General features: G+C 70.0%; 14 protein-coding genes. 10 read left to right on the top strand and 4 right to left on the bottom strand.

Features of this window, described 5'->3' with window-relative positions; genetic code table 11:
• Nucleotides 1-319: 319 nt before the first annotated feature.
• A complete protein-coding gene (locus ACFQUZ_RS20675) occupies nucleotides 320-1102 on the top strand; it encodes a class I SAM-dependent methyltransferase (RefSeq protein ID WP_377444690.1) in 783 nt (260 codons plus the stop codon).
• Between the two features lie 398 nt (nucleotides 1103-1500).
• Here the strand turns inward: ACFQUZ_RS20675 and ACFQUZ_RS20670 are convergent, their stop codons facing one another.
• The 3 genes from ACFQUZ_RS20670 to ACFQUZ_RS20660 form a co-directional block, all read right to left on the bottom strand.
• A complete protein-coding gene (locus ACFQUZ_RS20670) occupies nucleotides 1501-2238 on the bottom strand; it encodes a hypothetical protein (RefSeq protein ID WP_377444688.1) in 738 nt (245 codons plus the stop codon).
• Nucleotides 2239-2287: 49 nt separating this feature from the next.
• Nucleotides 2288-3424 (bottom strand): FAD-dependent oxidoreductase, encoded by a 1137-nt coding sequence (locus ACFQUZ_RS20665; RefSeq protein WP_377444685.1) that lies wholly within the window; start codon nucleotides 3422-3424, stop codon nucleotides 2288-2290.
• A 219-nt stretch (nucleotides 3425-3643) separates the two neighbouring features.
• Nucleotides 3644-4111, bottom strand: a complete 468-nt coding sequence (locus ACFQUZ_RS20660; protein WP_377444682.1) for an Lrp/AsnC family transcriptional regulator — start codon at nucleotides 4109-4111, stop codon at nucleotides 3644-3646.
• 75 nt (nucleotides 4112-4186) lie between these two features.
• Here ACFQUZ_RS20660 and ACFQUZ_RS20655 point away from each other — a divergent pair, with 75 nt between their 5' ends.
• Nucleotides 4187-5089 (top strand): SMP-30/gluconolactonase/LRE family protein, encoded by a 903-nt coding sequence (locus tag ACFQUZ_RS20655; RefSeq protein WP_377444699.1) that lies wholly within the window; start codon nucleotides 4187-4189, stop codon nucleotides 5087-5089.
• 61 nt (nucleotides 5090-5150) lie between these two features.
• The gene (locus tag ACFQUZ_RS20650; RefSeq protein WP_377444679.1) at nucleotides 5151-6464 is read left to right on the top strand and encodes an SgcJ/EcaC family oxidoreductase; all 1314 of its coding nucleotides are present in this window, start codon (nucleotides 5151-5153) and stop codon (nucleotides 6462-6464) included.
• Between the two features lie 129 nt (nucleotides 6465-6593).
• Here the strand turns inward: ACFQUZ_RS20650 and ACFQUZ_RS20645 are convergent, their stop codons facing one another.
• Nucleotides 6594-7328, bottom strand: coding sequence for an NAD(P)-dependent oxidoreductase (locus ACFQUZ_RS20645; protein ID WP_377444676.1), 735 nt, complete (start codon nucleotides 7326-7328; stop codon nucleotides 6594-6596).
• Nucleotides 7329-7425: 97 nt separating this feature from the next.
• Between ACFQUZ_RS20645 and ACFQUZ_RS20640 the strand changes: the two genes are divergently transcribed.
• The 7 genes from ACFQUZ_RS20640 to ACFQUZ_RS20610 all read left to right on the top strand — a co-directional run bounded on the left by ACFQUZ_RS20640 (nucleotide 7426) and on the right by ACFQUZ_RS20610 (nucleotide 19939).
• Nucleotides 7426-8106, top strand: coding sequence for a TetR/AcrR family transcriptional regulator (locus ACFQUZ_RS20640; RefSeq protein WP_377444673.1), 681 nt, complete (start codon nucleotides 7426-7428; stop codon nucleotides 8104-8106).
• A 69-nt stretch (nucleotides 8107-8175) separates the two neighbouring features.
• The gene (locus tag ACFQUZ_RS20635) at nucleotides 8176-8715 is read left to right on the top strand and encodes an RNA polymerase sigma factor (RefSeq protein ID WP_377444670.1); all 540 of its coding nucleotides are present in this window, start codon (nucleotides 8176-8178) and stop codon (nucleotides 8713-8715) included.
• Nucleotides 8712-9518, top strand: coding sequence for a zf-HC2 domain-containing protein (locus ACFQUZ_RS20630; RefSeq protein WP_377444667.1), 807 nt, complete (start codon nucleotides 8712-8714; stop codon nucleotides 9516-9518). The genes ACFQUZ_RS20635 and ACFQUZ_RS20630 overlap by 4 nt, the downstream gene beginning before the upstream one ends.
• A 14-nt stretch (nucleotides 9519-9532) precedes the next feature.
• On the top strand, nucleotides 9533-10339 hold the full coding sequence (locus tag ACFQUZ_RS20625; protein ID WP_377444665.1) for an ABC transporter ATP-binding protein: 807 nt from the start codon (nucleotides 9533-9535) through the stop codon (nucleotides 10337-10339).
• Nucleotides 10336-11676, top strand: coding sequence for a hypothetical protein (locus tag ACFQUZ_RS20620; protein WP_377444663.1), 1341 nt, complete (start codon nucleotides 10336-10338; stop codon nucleotides 11674-11676). The genes ACFQUZ_RS20625 and ACFQUZ_RS20620 overlap by 4 nt, the downstream gene beginning before the upstream one ends.
• Complete coding sequence (locus ACFQUZ_RS20615) at nucleotides 11673-12251, top strand: hypothetical protein (RefSeq protein WP_377444661.1); 579 nt, start codon at nucleotides 11673-11675, stop codon at nucleotides 12249-12251. Before ACFQUZ_RS20620 ends, ACFQUZ_RS20615 begins: the two co-directional genes overlap by 4 nt.
• Before the next feature lie 194 nt (nucleotides 12252-12445).
• Entirely contained in the window at nucleotides 12446-19939 is a 7494-nt protein-coding gene (locus ACFQUZ_RS20610; protein ID WP_377444659.1) for a SpvB/TcaC N-terminal domain-containing protein, read from the top strand.
• The last annotated feature ends 3 nt before the right edge of the window (nucleotides 19940-19942 follow it).

Here is a 19942-nt window from a genome sequence, read left to right as displayed (position 1 = left end):
CCCACGAAGCCTCCCAAGATCGGATGCGTGGCATTCTCGCACCGGCCACCGACAGGACCCCAGCGAACACGAAGGCGGCTATCGTGCCCGGATGGCGCGCGCTCGACGCACACCCTGCAGCAGGACTGACATCAACAAGCTTCGAATGCTGGGGAAGTTGCCGAGTGGGCGTCGCAGTACGTGACCGAGGACGGCAGCGCCCAGCGGCGGTCGTGCCGATGTGAATACGTCTCCTGACGAGGACTTGCATCGCCTGAGCGCTGGCCGAACGTCCAGATTGCGGTTGACGGACGCTCAACAGCGGATCAGTGTCCGAGGCATGGACAGCATGCACAGCATGCACAGCATGGACGCGACGACGCGGGCGAACAGGCGTGCCTGGGAGGCGGCATCTCGGAAGCACATCCGGGAGTACCAGGCCCTGCTGGCGGAGGCCGAAGCCGGTTCATCGCTTGTCGAGGTTGAGCGTGACCTGTTGCATGACGTGTTGCGCCGGTCGCCTGATGTTCTGCACTGGCAGAGCGGGAACGGCACCGACGACGTCGCTCTCGTGCGGGCTGGTGCGAGGTCGGTGGTGGGAGTTGACTACAGCGAGGTTGCGGTCCGCGCGGCGCAGCGACGTGCGAACGAACTCGGCGTCGCTTGCCGGTACATCGTCGCGGCGCTCCCCGGCGCTCCGTTGGTCGACGCCTGCGCAGACCTCGTCTACACCGGCAAGGGCGCGTTGATCTGGATGCCCGACCTGGCTCGGTGGGCTCAAGACATCGTCCGCCTGCTCCGTCCGTCGGGACATCTGTTCATCTACGAGGAGCATCCTGCGGCGCCATTGTGGACTTGGGACAGTGACGAACCTCGGATCCGACCGGACCGCAGCTATTTCGCCAGGAGCCACCTCAATGACACATTCCCTGCCGGCGGAGCGGTCCAGTGGCAGCGATCACTCGGCGAAGTCGTGACGACGGTGGCCGCGGCCGGCTTGCACATCCTTCACCTCGGCGAGTATGCCGACCCATTCTGGCGCATGGGTGGCGTTGACGCCGCGGCATGGGCCGGCCGTCTGCCCAACTCATTCGCGCTCCTCGCTCGCCGGACAGTCGCCTAGATTCGAAGTCAGGGGTCGATGTCCGGGCATGAGGAGAGGGCACCCAAGATCATGCTGTGACGCAAGACCTGGACACCCTCTTGACCCCACGGTATGTGAAGATCGACGACAGCATCCGCACGCCCCCGGTGTGGCGGGGACGGCCGAGTAATCGTTGGCGTCCAACCGTACATAATGCTCCGCGGCAGACGGGTCACGTGTCGCCAGCCGACCACCGGCGCAACCGGCGGCAGCGCAGCATCGCGGACCGGTCGGCGTCCCGCCTCTCGACCAGCCGGCTCCCCAACACCCGATGCCGGCGGTTGTTCCTCCGGCCGCACCGTCTGATCGGCTACTGACCGGCCTCGGATCCGCGTCGGTCCGCGGCAGCGGCAGCTCTGGTTGCACGAGGGGTCGGTTCAGGTCCGGCGATAGATGATCGGCTGTGCCGCGACTCCGTTGGCCTTGAAGTTGGCGAGCACGAAGCTGCGGAAGCTGGGCCGGAAGAGCAGGCTGGGTAGGAAGGTTCGCAGTCCGGGCCAACTGGCGTGGTTGATGATGCCGTAGTCGGCGGGTTCCCCGTCGAGCGGACGCATCAGGGTGGAGTTGGGCAGGTCTGTCTTGTTCTGGAACCAGCCTGCGGTGTACTCCCACACGTCCAGGAGGACGTCGTTGTCGTCCGCATAGAAGAAGTTGAAAAGGAAGGCGTGGTCTCGCGCCGGGTCGACGGTGTCGATCCGCGCGGCGTTGCGGGCCACGATCTGATGGGTGCGCCGGGTTTCCCGGCGCAGGGTTTCGGCCAGTGCTCGGTAACCGGGGTCGTCGCGGAGCTGTTTGGCAATGTCCGGGCTCGTGGTACGGATCAGCACCACGATGTCGTACCGCGCGTGGCTGCGCCCTCGCCGGTCGAGGATCTCACCGCCCTCGCCCGGCGGGCGGAGCACTGCGCGAAACACCGTCGCCTGTTCGACATCGTCACGGAGTGCCAATGTGGCGGCCAGTCGGCTCAGCCGGGCGGCAACTCCTTTCGTGGCCCTGGTCGCCGCGGGGAACGGACCGAGCCACCGGCCGACCTCACCGGCCAGCAGGAGGTAGCCGCTGTCCTCGGGTTCCCGCAGGCGGATCTTCACCGCGCGACGGCCATTGACAATCTTCACTCTTGCTCGCCCTTCTTTCTCCTCGAACCGGTGGGGTGACGTCACCCGTTCAGCGGCGGTCGAGCCCAGACAGCTGTCGCGCCAGCCTGCGCCGGACAGCGGGTACCCTGCCGGCGAGACCCAGGACCAGGTTGCGCGGCCGGCGCCTTCGCGAACCCATGGTGGCCAGCGCCGTGAGCCTGCTCGCCAACGCGACAACCTTCTCGGCGACTGGTCTACGGGCGTCGGCGTACTCGTCGAGGAGATTGGTCGACGCTCCAGCCAGGACCTTGGCCAGGGCCGCGCCGAGTAGCACGGCGTCCTCGATGCCGAGGTTCATCCCCTGGCCGCCCGCCGGGGAGTGGACGTGGGCGGCATCGCCGGCGAGGAGGACCCGCCCGTGGCGGTAGCGATCGGCGATGCGGTGGTGCACCCGGAACCGGGATCCCCAGATCACCTCGTGGACCACAGCGGGACGCGCCTGCGGCCCTCGGGTGTCCAGCAACTGCTGCACGAACGCGCTGTCGGGGACCTTGGGTGCCTGATCTACGGTGGCCACGATGCGATGCAACCCGCCGGGCAGCGGCGCGACGACGACCAGTCCGTCGGGGGAGAAGTACAGGATGACCTCGTCGACGTCGGCGCCGCCGGTCAGTCGCACGTCGGCGAGGGCGAAGGACTCCGCGTAGGTGTCACCGGAGAACCCGATTCCCACCCTGTCGCGGACCACGCTGTGCATGCCGTCGGAGCCGATCAAATAGTCCGCGCTGAGCTCGCTGCCGTCCTCGAACGTGGCGGTGACCGCGGCGGCGTCCTGGCGCACGCCGGTCACGACGGCCGGGCGAAGTACCTTGCCGCCGAGCTGCTCCAGCCTGGCGAGCAGGATCGCCTCCGTGTCCGCCTGGGAGATCATCAACGTGTAGGGGTATGCGGTAGGCAGGTCGTCGAACGGAACGGGGATCAGGATGCGGTCCCTGTCCCTGATGGTGAAGCGCGGCGTGTGAACGCCACGAGCGGTCAGTGTCCCGGCCACGCCGTAGGGCTCGAGCAGCTCCAGTGTGCGTGAATGCACCACCGCGGCTCTTGAGGTGTTGGCTCCCTCGGCCTGCGCGTCGACCACGACCACGTCATGCCCGTGCTGGATGAGCACGATCGCCGCTGTCAGCCCGACAGGGCCGGCGCCGATGATGAGTACGTCACTGCTCATAAGTCACTCCTGAGGCGAACAACGAATCCGCGTTGGTCATGCGGTACTTCGGTGACAAGGAAGGGCTCTTCGCTGCCGCCACCGAGTCCGATCTGGCGCTGCCGGAGCTGGCCCGGGCGCCGCGGCGGACCCGCCCGCCCCGGGGCCGGCGTCGGCCCAGACCAGCGAATGCTGCCCCCGTCTTCGGCGTGCGCGCTTCCGCGTCCGCGGCAGGCTGGTTCACCGGCCCTCTCCCTGTCCGGTCCGACCCACGTTGGTCGGACGCTCGAAGCAGGTTTCGAGTACCACGATGGCGTTCGTTCCGGACACGCCAGCGATGTCATGGATATCTTTCAGAGCTGCCTGTAGCAGCCGGGTGTCGGCCGTCCGCACCTTGATCAACAAGGATGCCGTTCCAGCCACGATGTGCGCCTCCTCAACGGGAGGGAGTGCGCGTAACTTGTCCGCGGTCTCGGGTGAGCCCACCCAGGCCGTGGAGTCGACGAGGACGAACGCGAGCACGGCCAGGCCGAGCGCTGCCGGGTCGACCTCGATCGTGGTGCGCTTGATCACGCCTCGGTCGCGGAGCTTGCGCACGCGTTCGTGTGCCGCGGCCGCGGACAGCCCGACCTGGGCACCGAGTGCGGCGTAGGAGAGCGTCGCATCGTCCTGGAGCAACGACAGGAGCGCCCGATCAGTGTCGTCCATAACCACCCTTGCGCCGTATGAGATACCGTCATACGGTAGCACAGCTTGATGTCATCTGGGTGTAGGGGGCAAGACATGGATGTCGTTCGGACAAAGGTCGAGTCGTTCGACGAGCGACTGTTGCTGTTCGGGGATGATCTGCTGGAGCGCCTGCACGGCGGCTGCAAATGGACGGAAGGGCCCACCTACTTCCCGGCCGGGAGGTACCTGCTGTGGAGCGACATCCCGAACGACCGCATCCTGCGCTGGGACGAGACGACCGGCGAGGTCGGCGTCTTCCGCGGACCCGCGGGGTACACCAACGGCCACACCATCGACGCGCACGGCCGACTGATCTCCTGCGAACAGGGAGGTAGGCGGGTCACTCGCACCGAGCACGACGGCTCGATCACCGTGATCGCCGACAACATCGACGGAAGGCGCTTCAACAGCCCCAACGATGTTGTCGTCGCCGCGGACGGGGCCGTCTGGTTCACCGACCCGCCCTACGGCATAGCCAGCGACTACGAAGGGGTTCGGGCCGATTCGGAAATCGGCGCGTGCCACGTGTACCGCGCCGATCCGGCGACAGGAGAGGTGCGAATCGTGGCCGACGACTTCGATCGGCCCAACGGCCTGGCGTTCTCCCCGGACCAGAGCGTGCTGTACATCGTGGACACACGGCGCGGACACATCAGGGGGTTTGAGGTTGTCGGCTCACGTCTCAGGGGAGGGGAGGTGGTCGCCGAGTGCACGGTAGGCCAGTTCGACGGCATCCGGCTGGACGAGGAGGGTCGGATCTGGGCCGCAGCCGGCGACGGCGTGCACTGCATCCACCCGGACGGCACGCTGCTGGGCAAGATCAGCGTGCCGGAAGTGGTGTCGAACCTCTGCTTCGGTGGAACAAAGCGCAACCGCCTCTTCATCACGGCAACCACCTCGGTCTACACGTTGCTGTTCAACATCAACGGCGCGCGTCCCCGGTTTCGGACGCGGTGACCGTTCTGGTTCTCGCCCGCGACACAGCAGAACCCCGAGCACGAGTACAAGGAGGACAACAGTGAGAGTTCTGGTTCTGGGTGGCACCGGTTACATCGGTTCCACGGTCGTCGACCATCTCGAGAACGCCGGGCACGAACCCGTGCTGTTCCTGCGAGAGGGAAGCACCGACGCGCCGCCGGGCAGGGAGATCCGACGTGGCGATCTCACCAGGCCCGAGACGCTCACGGCGGCGCTCACCGACGACATCGACGCCGTGGTTCACGCGGCCGCACCGGTCGGGGACTGGGACGCGGACCTGGCGGCAATCGACGCACTACTCACGCCCATGCGGGGAACATCGCGGTCCCTGGTCTACCTCAGCGGCGTGTGGGTGCTCGGTGAGACCCACGACGAGGCTGACGAGGCCAGTCCCACGCGGGCGATCGAGATCGTCTCCGGACGTCCCCTCGTCGAGGACAGGGTCCGTGCCGCAGCGCGTGCTGGTGTGGGCGGAGTCGTTGTCCGGCCCGGCATCGTCCACGGCAAGGGCGCGGGCATCCCCGGGATGCTGGTGGCCTGGGCCCGTCAGCACGGTGTGGGCCGGCATGTCGGTGGCGGCAACGTCAGGTGGCCCGCGGTGCATGTGCGCGACCTCGCGGATCTGGTCGTACTCGCACTCGAACGGGCCGAACCGGGCACGGTCCTGCACGGGGTCGCCGAGGCGGCTGTGCCCGTGGCCGACCTCGCCCGGGCGGCTGACCTCGTTGCCGGCGGGGTGGGCCGGGAGAAGTCGTGGCCGGAGCAACTCGCCGCGGAGGAGATCGGCGCCACCTTCGCCGAGGCACTCGCACTCCACCAGGTTGTGGGCGCCCCCGCGGCACTGGCCCTTGGCTGGAAGCCACACCGGGCCGGTGCCGTTGAGGACCTGCGTTCGGGATCCTATGTCGCGCACCCCGACTCGTTCATTCGCGTGCGGCCACCGCAGGCCGCCCAGCGGCAAAGGGCAGACGTCGAGGCGATCACCGCCCTCGTCGGGGACGTGGAACGAGCCCAGCAGAACGAGAGCCCGGATGACTTCATCGCTCAGTTCGCACCCGAGGCGGTGTGGACCACCGCACACGGCAAGCGCCTCGTCGGCCGCGGCGAGATCGACGCCTTCACCAGGCGGGTGCTGCCAGGGGCGATGCGCGACAGCACGGCCACCTACACCGTGGAGCAGATCCTGTTCGTGCGCGCCGACGTCGCCGTGGTCACGATCCGGCAGCGCCCGATCAGTCTTGCGGGCGAACCGCTCACGGACCAGCCCGAAGGCAGGCCGACCTACGTGCTGGCCCACGATGACGGCCGGTGGCAGATCACGGCGGGACAGAACACGCAGGTGAAGGAAGGGTGAGCCGAGACCCGGTAGCGGTGCTACGTCCCTCGGCGCGGTACTCCGTCGCTTGACGCACCGCGTTCTGGTTGAGCAGGTTCAGGCTTTGGATCGCGACGCTGACCGCCACGAAGGTGACAATCGCGGCAGCTACGCCGGCCGGTCGGCGTGCGCGAGGGCAGATGGGGTCAGCCGGCCGACGATGGCCGGGGCCTCTCGAATGAGAACGTCGTTGTCCACCGCCTCGACCATGAAACGGGCGTAGTCCACGCGGCGGGTCAGGTTGCTGGACAGGACGGGGTCCCCCACGTGCCGGCTCCACACCGGCAGGCCTTGGCTTTCCCCCTCCTCCAGGTCGCTGCCCCGAACGACCGTCCAGTCGGTGTCACTGGCGAAGATCCTTCGACCCGCCTCCACCTGGTCGTCCACGTCAACGACGCGGGCGAGTCTCGCCAGCCAACCGAACACGGCCGCGTACATCCGGAACGTCCGCGGATACACGTCCTTTTCGTCGCGGGCGACGTGCCAACCGCAGGAGAACACCAGGCGGGCGCCCGGACGCGCGTGGTCGAGTACGGCCTGGGCCGTGCCGGAGGCGTAGTTGTTCACCCCCCACGGCACCAACACCGTGAGCACCGCATCGCATCCGTCCACCGCGCGCGCGATCACCGCGCGGTCGTCGGTCGGTCCGGCGAACACCCTGATCCGTCCCCCGAAGTCGGCGAGCTTGTGGACGCTCCGCTCTCGGCAGACACCCACCACCTGGTAACCCCGATCCAAGGCATGCTGCACCAAATAGCGCCCGAGTTTCCCGGACGCGCCGACGATGCACAGTTTCCTTCCCGCGCCCGGTCTTCTGGCTCCGTCCACACCGATCGACTCCATGACTCTCTCCAGCGTTCCGCTCCAGCCTTACGTCGTAAGGTATAGCCTTACGGTGTAAGACTGTCAAGGTATCCACACAGCCTGAACAGGAGGCCCCGTGAGAACCGAACCGGCCGGCACGCCCGCGCCCCGCCGTAACTCACTCAGCAAGGAAGGGGTGCTTCGCGCCGCGGTCGCATTGGCGGACGAGGCGGGCACCGCCGCGCTGAGCATGCGTAGGCTCGCCGAACGGCTCGGCGTCGAGGCCATGTCGCTGTACCACCACTTCCCCAAGAAGGACCACATTCTCGACGGCATGGTCGACCTCGTCTTCGACGAGATCGAGCTCCCGTCGGACGACGCCGACTGGCAGGCCGCGATGCGACGCCGGGCAGTCTCGATGCGCGGTGTGCTGGTCCGTCACCCGTGGGCGACAAGCCTGATGGACTCACGGACAAACCCCGGCCCGGCGACGCTGCGTCACCACAACGCGGTGATTGGCTGCCTGCGGTCGGGGGGCTTCTCGATCTCCGGTGCGGCGCACGCGATCTCGGTGCTGGACAGCTACCTCTACGGATTCGCGCTCCAGGAGCTCAGCCTGCCCTTCACGTCCTCCGTCGACATCAAGGACGTGGCCGGCTCAATCCTGCAGCAGCTACCCCGCGACGAGTTCCCGCACCTCGCCGAGATGATCGTCGACCGCGCCCTGAAGCCTGGCTACGCGTACGCCGAGGAGTTCGAGGTCGGACTCGACCTGGTCCTCGACGGGCTGCGGCGACACCGCGAAAGGTGGCGATGACCCGTCAGTACACGCACTCGCCGCGAGCACCGCGTGACGAGAACCTGATCTTGAGGTCCCGGCGTCTGTATGGGTGTGAGGGTGGATGAAGCGGAGTTGGTGCGGCGTATCGCGCGTGGCGACCGGGTGGCCTTCGACGAGCTGTATCGCCGGACGTCCCCGTGGTTGCTGATCCGGCTGCGTCGCCGCTGCGATGACGACGACGTGGTCGCGGACGTCATGCAGGAGACATACCTGGCGGTATGGCGGGCGGCGGACACCTTCGCGGGCGTGACCGCCGGCACCGGGCTCGGCTGGCTGTGGTCCATCGCCGCGCGCCGGCTCATCGACGCGTTCCGCCGACGGGCGAGGAATGCGCAGGCGGTACCCCTGGTACTGGCGATGCAGAACCCACCGGCGGCGGAGGACGTGGCATTGGACGGCACGGTCGGTGACGAGGTCGGGGACGCCCTGCGCCGACTGGCGCCGGAGCTGCGCCAGGTCCTGCACGCCATGGTGGTGGACGGTCTCACGGTCCATGAGACCGCGGTCCTGCTCGGTCTACCGGAGGGGACCGTCAAGACTCGCGCCCGCCGTGCGCGACTGGCACTGCGGGAGGCGTTGTCATGACCCCACACATCTCGACCGGCCTGTTGGGCCGGTACGGCGCCGGGGACACCGGCATCGCCCCCGACGTCACGTGGGCGATGGAGGCACATCTGGAGGAGTGCGCGGCCTGCCGGAGCCGCCTGGCCAAGGTGGGCGACGTCGACACGGCGGCGCTGCTGGCCCGGGTGTGGACGGGTCTGGACGCGGCGGTGTCCGCTACCGCACCGGCACCCGGACGGCGTCGGTGGCTGCATTCGCGGGCCACCCGATGGGTGACGCCGCTGTTCGGTCCGTGGCTCGCGACGACGGTGCTCGTGGTCCTGATCGCCCTCGGCTTCGACCTGGCCGCCGGAGCCAGGAGCGGGGCGCTGCCATCGCTTGTCGTCCTCCTGGCTCCGGTGGCGCCGTTTCTCGGAGTCGCCACCGCCTGGACGCGGCGGGTGGATCCGGCCCACGAGATGGTCGCCGCGACAGCGCGGGCCGGTCTCGGGTTGGTGCTGCGGCGAACCTTGGTCGTCCTCGTCGTGGTCATTCCGGTGCTCGCCGCGGCCGGCTGGCTGGTGGGTGCCTCCCCGGCCCGCTGGCTGCTGCCGTGCCTGGCCTTCACGATGTGCGCGCTGGCACTGGGTGAGATGGTCGGCCTGCCCCGGGCCACGGCGGGGCTGACGCTGCTGTGGGTGGCGGTGGTCATCGGGCCGAGCATCGTCACCGCCCGGATGTCGGTGCTGCTGACCGAGGCTGCCCTGCCAGGCTGGGCGGCGCTGACAGCGGTCGTGACCCTCGTACTTATCGCCCGACGCAACAGTGCCGCCGAGCTTCGATGAAGAGGACGTACGGAATGAAAAAGGCGATCAGCGCCGCGTCTGTTGCGCCGACCACGTACGCATGGGCGATCCGGGCGCTGGACCTGCGAGTCCGGACCGGTCGGCACCTTGCCGTCACCGGCCTCGACCTGTCGTTGGGCGTCGGCGTGCACGGGCTGCTCGGGCCCAACGGCGCCGGCAAGACGACCCTGATGCGGGTGCTCGCGACCGTGCTGCGCCCGGCCGGCGGTGACCTCGAACTGCTGGGCCACTCCGTACCCGAACGGCTCGATCTACGGACGGTGCGGCGATCGATCGGGTACCTGCCCCAGGAGTTCGGTTTCTACGGCCGATTCACGCTGCGGGAGTTCGTCGAATACATGGCCTGGCTGAAGGAGGTGCCCGCGCGCGACGTGCCCGACGCGGTGGAGCGCGCGCTGGAACGGGTACGGCTCACCGATCGTGGCAACTCCCGGATGAAGACGCTCTCCGGAGGCATGCTCCGGCGGGCGGGCATCGCGCAGGCCGTCGTGAACGACCCCGAGATCCTGCTGCTGGACGAGCCGACGGTGGGTCTCGATCCCGAGCAGCGGGTGGCCTTCAGGTCGCTGCTGCGCGACCTGGGCGCACACACCTGCGTGCTGGTCTCGACACACCTGGTGGAGGACGTGGTGGCGGCCTGCACGGACGTGGTGCTGATGGACGCCGGGCGGGTGGTTTTCCACGGAGTACCCGCCGACCTGGTGGAGCTGGGTCAGGAGGGGGTGGTGGGCGACAGCGCGGCCGAACGCGGGTACACCGAACTGCTGCGCCGGCATCGCGCGGCGGACGGTGTGGCGTGACCGGCCGGATCCTTCGCGTCGAGCTCCACCGCTCGGCCGCGCCCTGGGTAGCTGCGGGGACGGCCCTGCTCGGGGTCGTCCTGCTGTATGTCGCCGTGGACGGCTGGGGCGGACGCTGGATGCTCCTGGCGCTCTGGCAGCGGGAGTACCTGCTCATCCTCTGGCCCATGGCTCTCGGCCTGGGCGCCTGGCACGCGGGCCGCGACCGCAGGTGCCGCACCGACGAGCTGATCTCGACGACCGCCCGGCCCCGCTGGCAGCGGGTCCTGCCGGCGGCCGCCGCGATGGCGCTGTCGGCCGCCGTCGGCTACATCCTGATGTACGCCGCCGGCGTAGCCCAGGTCGCGGTGCTCACCAGCTATCTCCCCGGCCAGTCCGTGGTGATCGCCGGTGTCGGCGTCCTCTGGATGGTGTCCGGTGCCTGGCTCGGCATGACCGTCGGGGCGCTCGTACCGTCGCGGCTGACACCTGCCATCACCGCTGTCGCCGGTGCCGCCGTGGCGATCGTCGCCATCACCGATCGCGGATACTCCCACGTGCCCAAGGTCGTTCACCTGCTGACGCCATCGCCGTTCGGGTTCTGGGGCGACTTCGTGACCGTATCCGGCAGAGTCAGTGTCGCGCACACCATATGGCTGGCCGGCCTGGCCGTCACCGGTCTCGCCGGTTTCGTCTGCGCCACCCGGACCGCGCGGCTGGCCGGCCTCCTGCCGGCAGTGGTCGCGGCCATCGTGGCCCTGGCCCTGCTACCCGCTGACCGGGAGCGGCTGCCGGTGCCCGATCCGGAGGCGGCCGCTCTGGTGTGCAGCTCCGATGCGGGGCCCAAGGTCTGTGTGACCCGGGTGCACGCCACTGCCCTGGCGGATCTGCGGGAACCGGCGCGGCAGGCGCTCGCGACTCTGTCGGCGAAGCTGCCGCAGGCGCCGACGTCCGTCCAGGAGACACCCACACCGTGGTACGACTCGCAGCCCCGCCCACAACCGCGCGACACCCTGCTCGTAGAACTCGAGCTGGCCCCCTGGGGCGGTGCGAAGGGAAGCCCGGACGCGTTGCGGTGGCGGCTGCTGGGCGGGGCGGGGACGCGGCCGTGTACGTACATCATCGGGAAGCCGGCCGCCGCTCGGTCACACCACATCGCACGGTTCGCGGCGGCGGCCTGGCTGATCGGCGGCCCACCCCCGTCCGGCGAACATCGCGACGCGGCGCTGCGGGCGTGGGAGAAGCTCCAGTCGCTCCCGGCAACCGAGCAGCGGACCCGCGTCGCCGCGTTGCGGGAGGCGGCACTGGCCTGTGACGAGGTGAACCTGCTCGACATCCTCGTCGGGGACAGTCGATGAGATGGCTGACGCTGTACCTGCGATGCCGGGGCATCCCTACCTCAGCAGGGGCGGCGCTGACCGGGGTGACCGTGCTGTGGTGGCTGGGCCACGCGACCGATGTGCCACGGCTCAAACTCTCCATCGCGCTGCTGGCCGTGCTGGTGGCGACCGTCGCGTTCGGGCCGGGGCTCGCCGGCGCGGACCCGGCGTTGGACCGGACGGCTGGGCTCGCCTGGCTGCCACGACGGGCCGCGCACATCCTCGCCGTCATGGCGACCGCTGCCGTCGTATCCGCCGTGCCGGCGCTGGTAGGCGAACCGGTGGCAGCGGTGGAGTTCCTGGTCAGGAACGCCGCCGGGGTCGGGGGGCTGCTCGCGCTCGGCGGAGTTGCCTGGGGGGCTCAGTGGGCCTGGCTGCTGCCCGTCGGATGGTCTCTGGCGGTGCTTCTCTCCGGGCCGGCGAGTTCACCCGCGTACCGTGAGGTCCTGACCTGGATGATGCAGCCGGCCGGCACCATGTCGGCCACTGCCACCGCCGTGACCATCGCCTTCGTCGGCGTGGTCATACACGCGGCCTTCGGTGGCCGCCGGTAGCCCGGTCCTCCGCCCGTCGACCAAGGCTGTCCGGTGCAGGGCAGATGATCCGGACTTCACCGTGCGTTGCACGTTGCCGCGAGGCGTCCTAGCAAACGGGCGACACAGTCGGAAGCCGGACTAAGCGCTGTCGCGCCGGATCGATCACGGCCACGGTCTTACCCAATGTTCTTGTGGCCTGGCGAGGTATGACCATGGGCGTATTCCAGGTGCCTCAACGAGATTCGGCTCCGGCTCGCGCGTCGACCGGGGCCGGGCGGGGCGACGGGTACGCGGCCACCTCGGTCCCGTCGGCACCGTCGGTCGCGCTTCCCACCGGCGGCGGGGCGATCCGCGGCATCGGGGAGAAGCTCGCCGTGAACCCGGCCATGGGCACCGGAGCGATGACGGTGCCGATCGCGACAAGCGCCGGGCGGTCCGGGTTCGGCCCACAACTCGCGCTCGCCTACGACTCGGCGCAAGGCAACGGGCCGTTCGGGTTCGGCTGGGCGCTGTCGCTGCCGTCAGTCAGCCGGAAGACCGACCAGGGTCTGCCGCGTTACGACGACTCGGACGTCTTCCTGCTCTCCGGCGCCGAGGACCTGGTGCCGTTGGGGGCTGGGCCCGCCGTGGAGCCGGGCTACCGGGTGGATCGCTACCAGCCCCGGGTGGAGGCGGCGTTCGCCCGGATCGAGCGGTGGACCCGGTTGTCCGACGGCGACGTCCATTGGCGGACGTTGTCCGGGGACAACGTCACCACTTGGTACGGCGCCGATGCCGGGTCCCGACTCGCCGACCCGGACGATCCGCGTCGGGTGTTCCGCTGGCTGGTCAGCCGCAGCCACGACGACAAGGGCAACGTCGTCGTGTACGAATACCGGGCCGAGGATGCCGCCGGTGTGGACGTCGGCCAGGCGCACGAGCGCCACCGGCGGCCGGCCGAGCGGGCGGCCAACCGTTACCTCAAGCGCATCCGGTACGGCAACCGGGTGTCCTGGCTGGCCGACCCGACACTGTCCCAGCCGGGCTGGATGTTCGAGGTCGTCTTCGACTACGGCGACCATGATCCGGCCGTGCCGCTGTCCGAGCCGGACCGGCCGTGGCCGGTGCGAACCGACCCGTTCTCGTCGTACCGGTCCACCTTCGAGCTTCGTACGTATCGGTTGTGCCAGCGGGTGCTCATGTTCCACCATTTTCCGGACGAGCCGGAGATCGGTGCCGACTGCCTGGTCCGCTCGACCGCGTTCACGTACCAGCCCGGCACCGCCGTGGGTTCGTTCCTCGCCTCGGTCATCCAGAGTGGACATCGGCGGGTCGACGGCGGTGTCGTGACCCGGCAACTGCCACCGCTGGAGTTCGGCTACCAGCCGGCGCGGCTGCGGGACGAGGTCGGCGTCGTCGACGTGGACAGTCTCGCCGGCGCCCCGGCCGGCCTGGCGGGCGACGGCTACCAGTGGGTGGATCTCGATGGTGACGGGATCGCCGGCATGCTCGTCGCGCAGGCGAACGGCTGGCACTACAAGAGCAACCTCGGTGGCGGTCGGTTCGGGCCGGCGCGGCCGGTGGGGCCGGTGCCGTCCACGGTGCCGGCCGCGGCGGCCGGCACCCAGTTGCTCGACCTTGCCGGGGACGGGCGGCTGGACGTCGTGGTCCTCGACGGCCCGGCGCCCGGATTCTTCGAGCGCGGCGAGCGCGGTGCCGGCTGGCGGAGTTTCGTGCCGTTCGACACGCTGCCGGAGGTGGACTGGGACGATCCCACCGTCCGTTTCGTCGACCTCGACGGCGACGGCCACGCCGACCTGCTGATCACCGAGGACCAGGCGATGACCTGGTACCCGTCCCGGGCCGAGCGGGGCTTCGGACCGGCGCACCGGGTGAGCGTGCCGGCCGACGAGGACCGCGGGCCGCGCCTGGTGTTCGCCGACGTCGCCGGGTCGATCCAGCTCGCCGACATGTCCGGCGACGGGCTCACCGACCTGGTGCGCATCCGCAACGGCGAGGTCTGTTACTGGCCCAACCTCGGCCATGGCCGGTTCGGGGCGAAGGTGGTGATGGACGACGCGCCCTGGTTCGATCGGGCCGAACTGTTCGACGCGCGGTACCTGCGGCTGGCCGACCTCGACGGCTCCGGCGTGACCGACCTCGTCTACCTCGGGCACGACGGCGCCCGGCTGTACTTCAACCGCAGCGGCAACGGCTGGACCCCGCCCCGGCTGGTGGCCACCGCACCGCGCACCGACCGCCGCAGCCACGTGTCTGTGGTGGACCTGTTCGGTACCGGCACCGCCTGCCTGGTGTGGTCCTCCGACCGGACCGAGGACGCCCGACGCAGCCTGCGCTACATCGACCTGCTCGGGTCGAGCAAGCCGCACCTGCTGGTGTCGGTGGTCAACAACCTCGGCGCCGAGACCCATGTGCGGTACGCGCCGTCGACCCGGTTCTATCTCGCCGACCGCGCCGCCGGCCGACCGTGGCACGGCCGCCTGCCGTTCCCGGTCCACGTGGTGGAGCGGGTGGAGACCCGTGACCGGATCAGCCGGAACCGGTTCGTCACCCGCTACGCCTACCATCACGGCCATTTCGACGGTGATGAACGCGAGTTCTGCGGATTCGGCATGGTCGAGCAGTGGGACACCGAGGAGCTGTCGGCCGTCGGTGGCCCGGTGGATTTCGTGGTGTCCAATGAGCAGCCGGCCTCGCATGTGCCGCCGGTGCTGACCCGCACGTGGTTCCACACCGGCACGAGCGCGTTCGCCGACTCGGGGCTGTCCCGCCAGTTCGAGGGGGAGTACTGGCGGGAACCTGGCCTCACCGCCGACCAGCAGCGGATGCTGTGGCTGGACGACACGCCGGCCCCGTCGGTGCTCCGGCTGCCCGACGGCACCGCTGTGCCGCACCGCCCGAGCGCGGACGAGCTTCGCGAGGCGTGCCGGGCGTTGCGGGGCCGGGTGCTGCGCCAGGAGGTGTACGCACAGGACGGCTCGTCCCGGGCCGAGCGCCCCTACCAGGTGATCGAAACCAACTACACCGTCGAGCTGCGTCGACCGCGCGGGTCGGGCGATCGCACCGCGGTCTGTCACGCGTACCCGCGGGAAACGGTCACCTACCACTACGAGCGGACCCTCTACGACCTGCCGGGCGGTCCGGTGGCCGATCCCAGGGTCACCCACCGGGCCACCCTGGACGTCGACGGCTACGGCAACATCCTGCGGGCGGTCACTGTCGGCTACCGGTGCCGGCATCCGGACGCCCACACCGACTCCCGGCTACCGGCCTGGGCACGCGACGGGGTGCGGGAGGCACAGTCGACGTCGCGCGCGACGCTCACCGTCAACCGGTACACCGCACCGATCGACGCGGGTGACCGGCACCGGGCCCCGCTGCCCGCCGAGACGCGCACCTTCGAGCTGCTCGGACTGCCCGAGCCGACGGTCCCCGGGCGGCTGGCCTACGCCGACCTGCTGGAGCTGGCCGGGACCGCCCAGGAGCTGTCGTACGGAGACACCGAGCCGGCCGGTCCCGGCTCGTGGCGGCGGCTGATCGACCACGTCCGCACGCTGTACCGGCGCGAGGACCTGACCGGCGCCCTTCCGGCCGGGCAGGCGGCGGCGCACGGCCTGCCGTACGAGAGCTACCGGCTCGCCCTCGTTCCGGAGCTGCTCGCGCACGTGTACCGGCGCCCGGTCGACGGCGGCACCGAGGACCTGGTGCCCGACCTGGCCTTGCTGGAGACCGACGGTGGCTACGTCGCCGACGCCACCGGCTGGTGGATCCCGTCCGGTCGAGCCGAACCCGACCCGGCGCGGTTCTTCCAGGTGGTCGAGTTGCGTGACCCGTTCGGCAACGTCACCACGGTCGACTACGACGACGCCGACCTGCTGGTGCGCCGGTCGCGGGATTCGCTCGGCAACGTGGTCACCGCCGAGTTGGACTACCGGGTCCTGAGCCCCCGGCTGGTGACCGACCCGAACGGCAACCGGACCGCGGTGGCGTTCGACACGCTGGGGATCGTGGTCGGCACCGCCACGATGGGCAAGGCTGGGCAGAACGCCGGTGACACGCTCGCGGGCTTCGTCGTGGATCTGCCCGAGGCGGTGGTCATCGCCCATCTGGCCGATCCCCGTGCCGATCCGCACGCGCTGCTTGGCCGGGCCACCAGCCGGACGGTGTACGACCTGTTCGCCTACCATCGCACCCGCGCCGAGGCGCGGCCGCGGCCGGTGGTGGTCTGCTCGCTGGTTCGCGACACCCACGACGCCGACCTCGGGCCGGGCGAGTTGCCCGAGGTGCTGCCCAGCCTCAGCTACTCCGACGGGTTCAGCCGGGAGATCCAGCGCAAGCTGCCGGCCGAGGCGGGTCCGGACGGCTCGGTGCGGTGGTCCGGCACGGGCTGGACCGTCTTCGACAACAAGGGCAACCCGGTGCGCCAGTACGAGCCGTTCTTCACCGGGACGCCCGCGTTCGAACCCGAGCGGGCCAGCGGGGTCAGCCCGGTGCTGTGCTACGACCCGGCCGGTCGGCCGGTGGCGACCCTGGCACCGGACGACACCTACCTGAAGATGGTGCACGACCCGTGGCGGGACGCGAGCTGGGACGGCAACGACACCGTGCTGCTCGACCCGCGTACCGACCTGGATGTGCGGGGTTTCCTGGCCGCGCACCTGGCGCTGCGTGAGGACTGGCAGACCTGGCACGCCCGGCGGCAGGGCGGTGCCCTGGGCGACCGGGAGCGTGTCGCGGCCGAGCAGACCGCCGTGCATGCCGGCACGCCGGCGGTGGTCTGCCCGGACGTGTTGGGCCGGCCGGTGCTCGCGGTGGCGCACAACCGGTTCCTGGACGAGGGCGCGCCGGTGGAGCGGTTGCTGCCGACCCTGGTCCTGCTCGACATCGAGGGCAACCAACGGGCCGTACGGGATCCGGAGGGCCGGTTGGTCGAGCGGCGCGACCACGACCTGCTCGGCACCTGCCTGCACGCGGAGACCATGGATGCGGGCCGACGCTGGGTGCTGCGGGACGTGCAGGGCAGCCCGATCGTCGAGTGGGACAGCCTGGGGCGCCGGGTGCGCACCGGCTACGACGTGTTGCGTCGCCCGGTCGAGGTGTGGGTCCGGCCGGCCGGCGGGCCGGAAACGCTGGTGGGGCGGACGGTCTTCGGCGAGTCGCACCCCGAGGTGGACGCCCGGAACCTGCGTCGGGAGGTGTACCAGGTCTTCGACGGATCCGGGGTGATCACCAACGACCGGTATGACGTCAAGGGCAACCTGGTCGACTGGACCCGCCGGCTGGTGGCGGATCACCGCGGCGAGCCGGACTGGTCGGCCGAGGTGGTGCTGGAGGACACCGGATACCGCACCCGAACGGCCTACGACGCCGTGAACCGGCCGGCCGCGGTGACCACACCGGACGACAGCGTGCTCAGGTACACCTACAACGCGGCGAACCTGCTGGAGCGGGTGGATGCGACGGTACGCGGCGAGGCACCGGAGGTCGCGTTCGTCACGGCCGTCGAGTACGACGCCCGGGGTCAGCGCACCCGGGTCGAGCACGGCAACGGGGTTCGCACCACGTACGAGTACGACGCGGCAACGTTCCAGCTGGTCCGGCAACGCACCGAGCGCGGCGCCGCCGACGTGCTGCAGGACCTCGCGTTCGGCTACGACCCGGCCGGCAACGTCACCTCGGTCCAGGACCGGGCCCAGCAACCGTTGTTCTTCCGCAACCGGCAGGTCGAGGCCGACGCGACGTTCGTCTACGACGCGACATACCAGCTCGTCGAGGCGACCGGCCGGGAACACCTCGGCCAGGCCGGGGGCGCGGCGCCCAGCGGACCCGGCGACACCGACCGGGTTCGGTTGCCCCATCCCGGCGACGGCAACGCGGTCGGGCGTTACCGGGAACGGTACCGTTACGACGACGCGGGCAACCTGCTCGCGCTCGTCCATCGTGGAACTGATCCGGCCCAACCTGGTTGGACCAGGCAGCACGAGTACCTGGAGCCGAGCCCGCTGGAGGGTGGCCGCACCGGTAACCGGCTCACCCGGACCACGGCGGGAGCGACGGTCGAGCCCTGCTCCTACGACGGACACGGCAACGTGGTCGCGTTGCCGCACCTGCCCCAACTGACCTGGGACCACCTGGACCGGTTGCGTAGCACCACCGGACAGGTGACCGGCACCGGCACGCCGGAGACCACCTGGTACGGCTACGACGCCGGCACCGAGCGGGTCCGCCTGGTCACCGATCGGCACGCCGCCGACGGGCAGGCTCCGACCCGCCGGGTGGAACGGATCTACCTGGGACAGGTCGAGGTGTACCGGGAGTACGCCGGGGACGGGACCACGGTGACGCTGGCTCGGGAGACGCTGCACATCCGGGCCGGTGAGGACCGGGTGGCGCTGGTGGAGTCCCGCACCCAGGGTGACGACGGCGGCCCGGCCCGGCTGGTGCGGTTCCAGTACGCCGACCGGCTCGGCTCGGCGAGCCTGGAACTCGACCACGCCGGCGCGATCATCTCCTACGAGGAGTACGCGCCGTTCGGTGCGACCACGTACCAGGCGGTCCGGTCGGCGACCGAAACCCCGAAGCGCTACCGGTTCGCCGGCAACGAGCGCGACGAGCCGACCGGGCTCTACTACTACGGCGCCCGGTACTACGCCCCATGGCTGGCGCGCTGGCTGTCCCCGGACCCGGCGCGGCTGCTGGCCGGGGACCGCCCGCTGAGCGGAAGCCAGTCCGGTGCGCCGTACCGGACCGATCGGGCGCCGGGCACCGCCAAACCGGCGGGGGAGACCGCCACCGGGGCGGCCGGTCCGGCCGCGGACGCCGGCGCGGCTGGGCCCGACGGCGGCGGCGAGGAGCCGGCCAACCAGCCACACGCACCACCGTCCCGGCTGGCGCTGCACCTCTACTGCTTCGTGTTCAACAACCCGATCGTCCACGACGACCCGGACGGCGAGGAACCGCAGGTGGTCGGCCGGGTCTACGTCATCGAGGGCACCTTTCGCGGCAAGCCGTTCACCTATGTCGGCTCGACCGCACAGAGCCTGTGGGCGCGGTTCAGCGGGCATTCGTGGAGGGCCCGGCTGATGCTGAACTCCACCAAGATCACCGTGTACCAGGTGAAGGCGGAGATTAACATCACCGCGTCCGGCCGGCAGACCGTGCGCAGCGCGGTCAACGAGGCCCTGCGCGCCGCCGAGCAGGTCAAGCTGGATCAGGCCCAGCGCGGCGCGAAACCGGGCGAGGTGCTCAACCAACGGCGGGCCGCGTCGCCGGAGAACGTCAAGGCGTGGACGCAGCGGCACGGCGTGACAGTCGGCCGGGGGCAGACGGCCAAGCCGCCGGGTGGCGGCATCAAGCTGCGCGCCGCCGGCGGTCTGCTCATCCTCCTCGACGCGTTCCACATGGCCCGGGAGCAGAAGGTCGGCAGGTACGTCATGGCGCCCTACGAGCTGTGGGACGAGTACGGCGAGTTCACGTTCAACCAGTACCAGGGACCGCTCGGCGGCCTGTGGGGCAACAAGTACTACAAGAACTACTTCTCCGGGGAGAAGAAGGGCCAGAAGGTCGAGGTCACCGAGGAGGAATTCGAGGAGTTCATCGAGATCGCCGAGTTCCTGTACGGAAGGCTGGACTTCTGGGGCGACTTCGTCCCCGGCGTGCTGCGCAAGGAACTTCCGGTCGTCGATTACGCGGGCGAGATCTACTAGCGG

Origin of the sequence: Plantactinospora sp. GCM10030261 (assembly GCF_042666615.1) — a bacterium.
Lineage (GTDB): Bacteria > Actinomycetota > Actinomycetes > Mycobacteriales > Micromonosporaceae > KBS50.
Note: the sequence above shows the minus strand (reverse complement) of the source record. Positions and strands in the feature narration are given on the sequence as shown.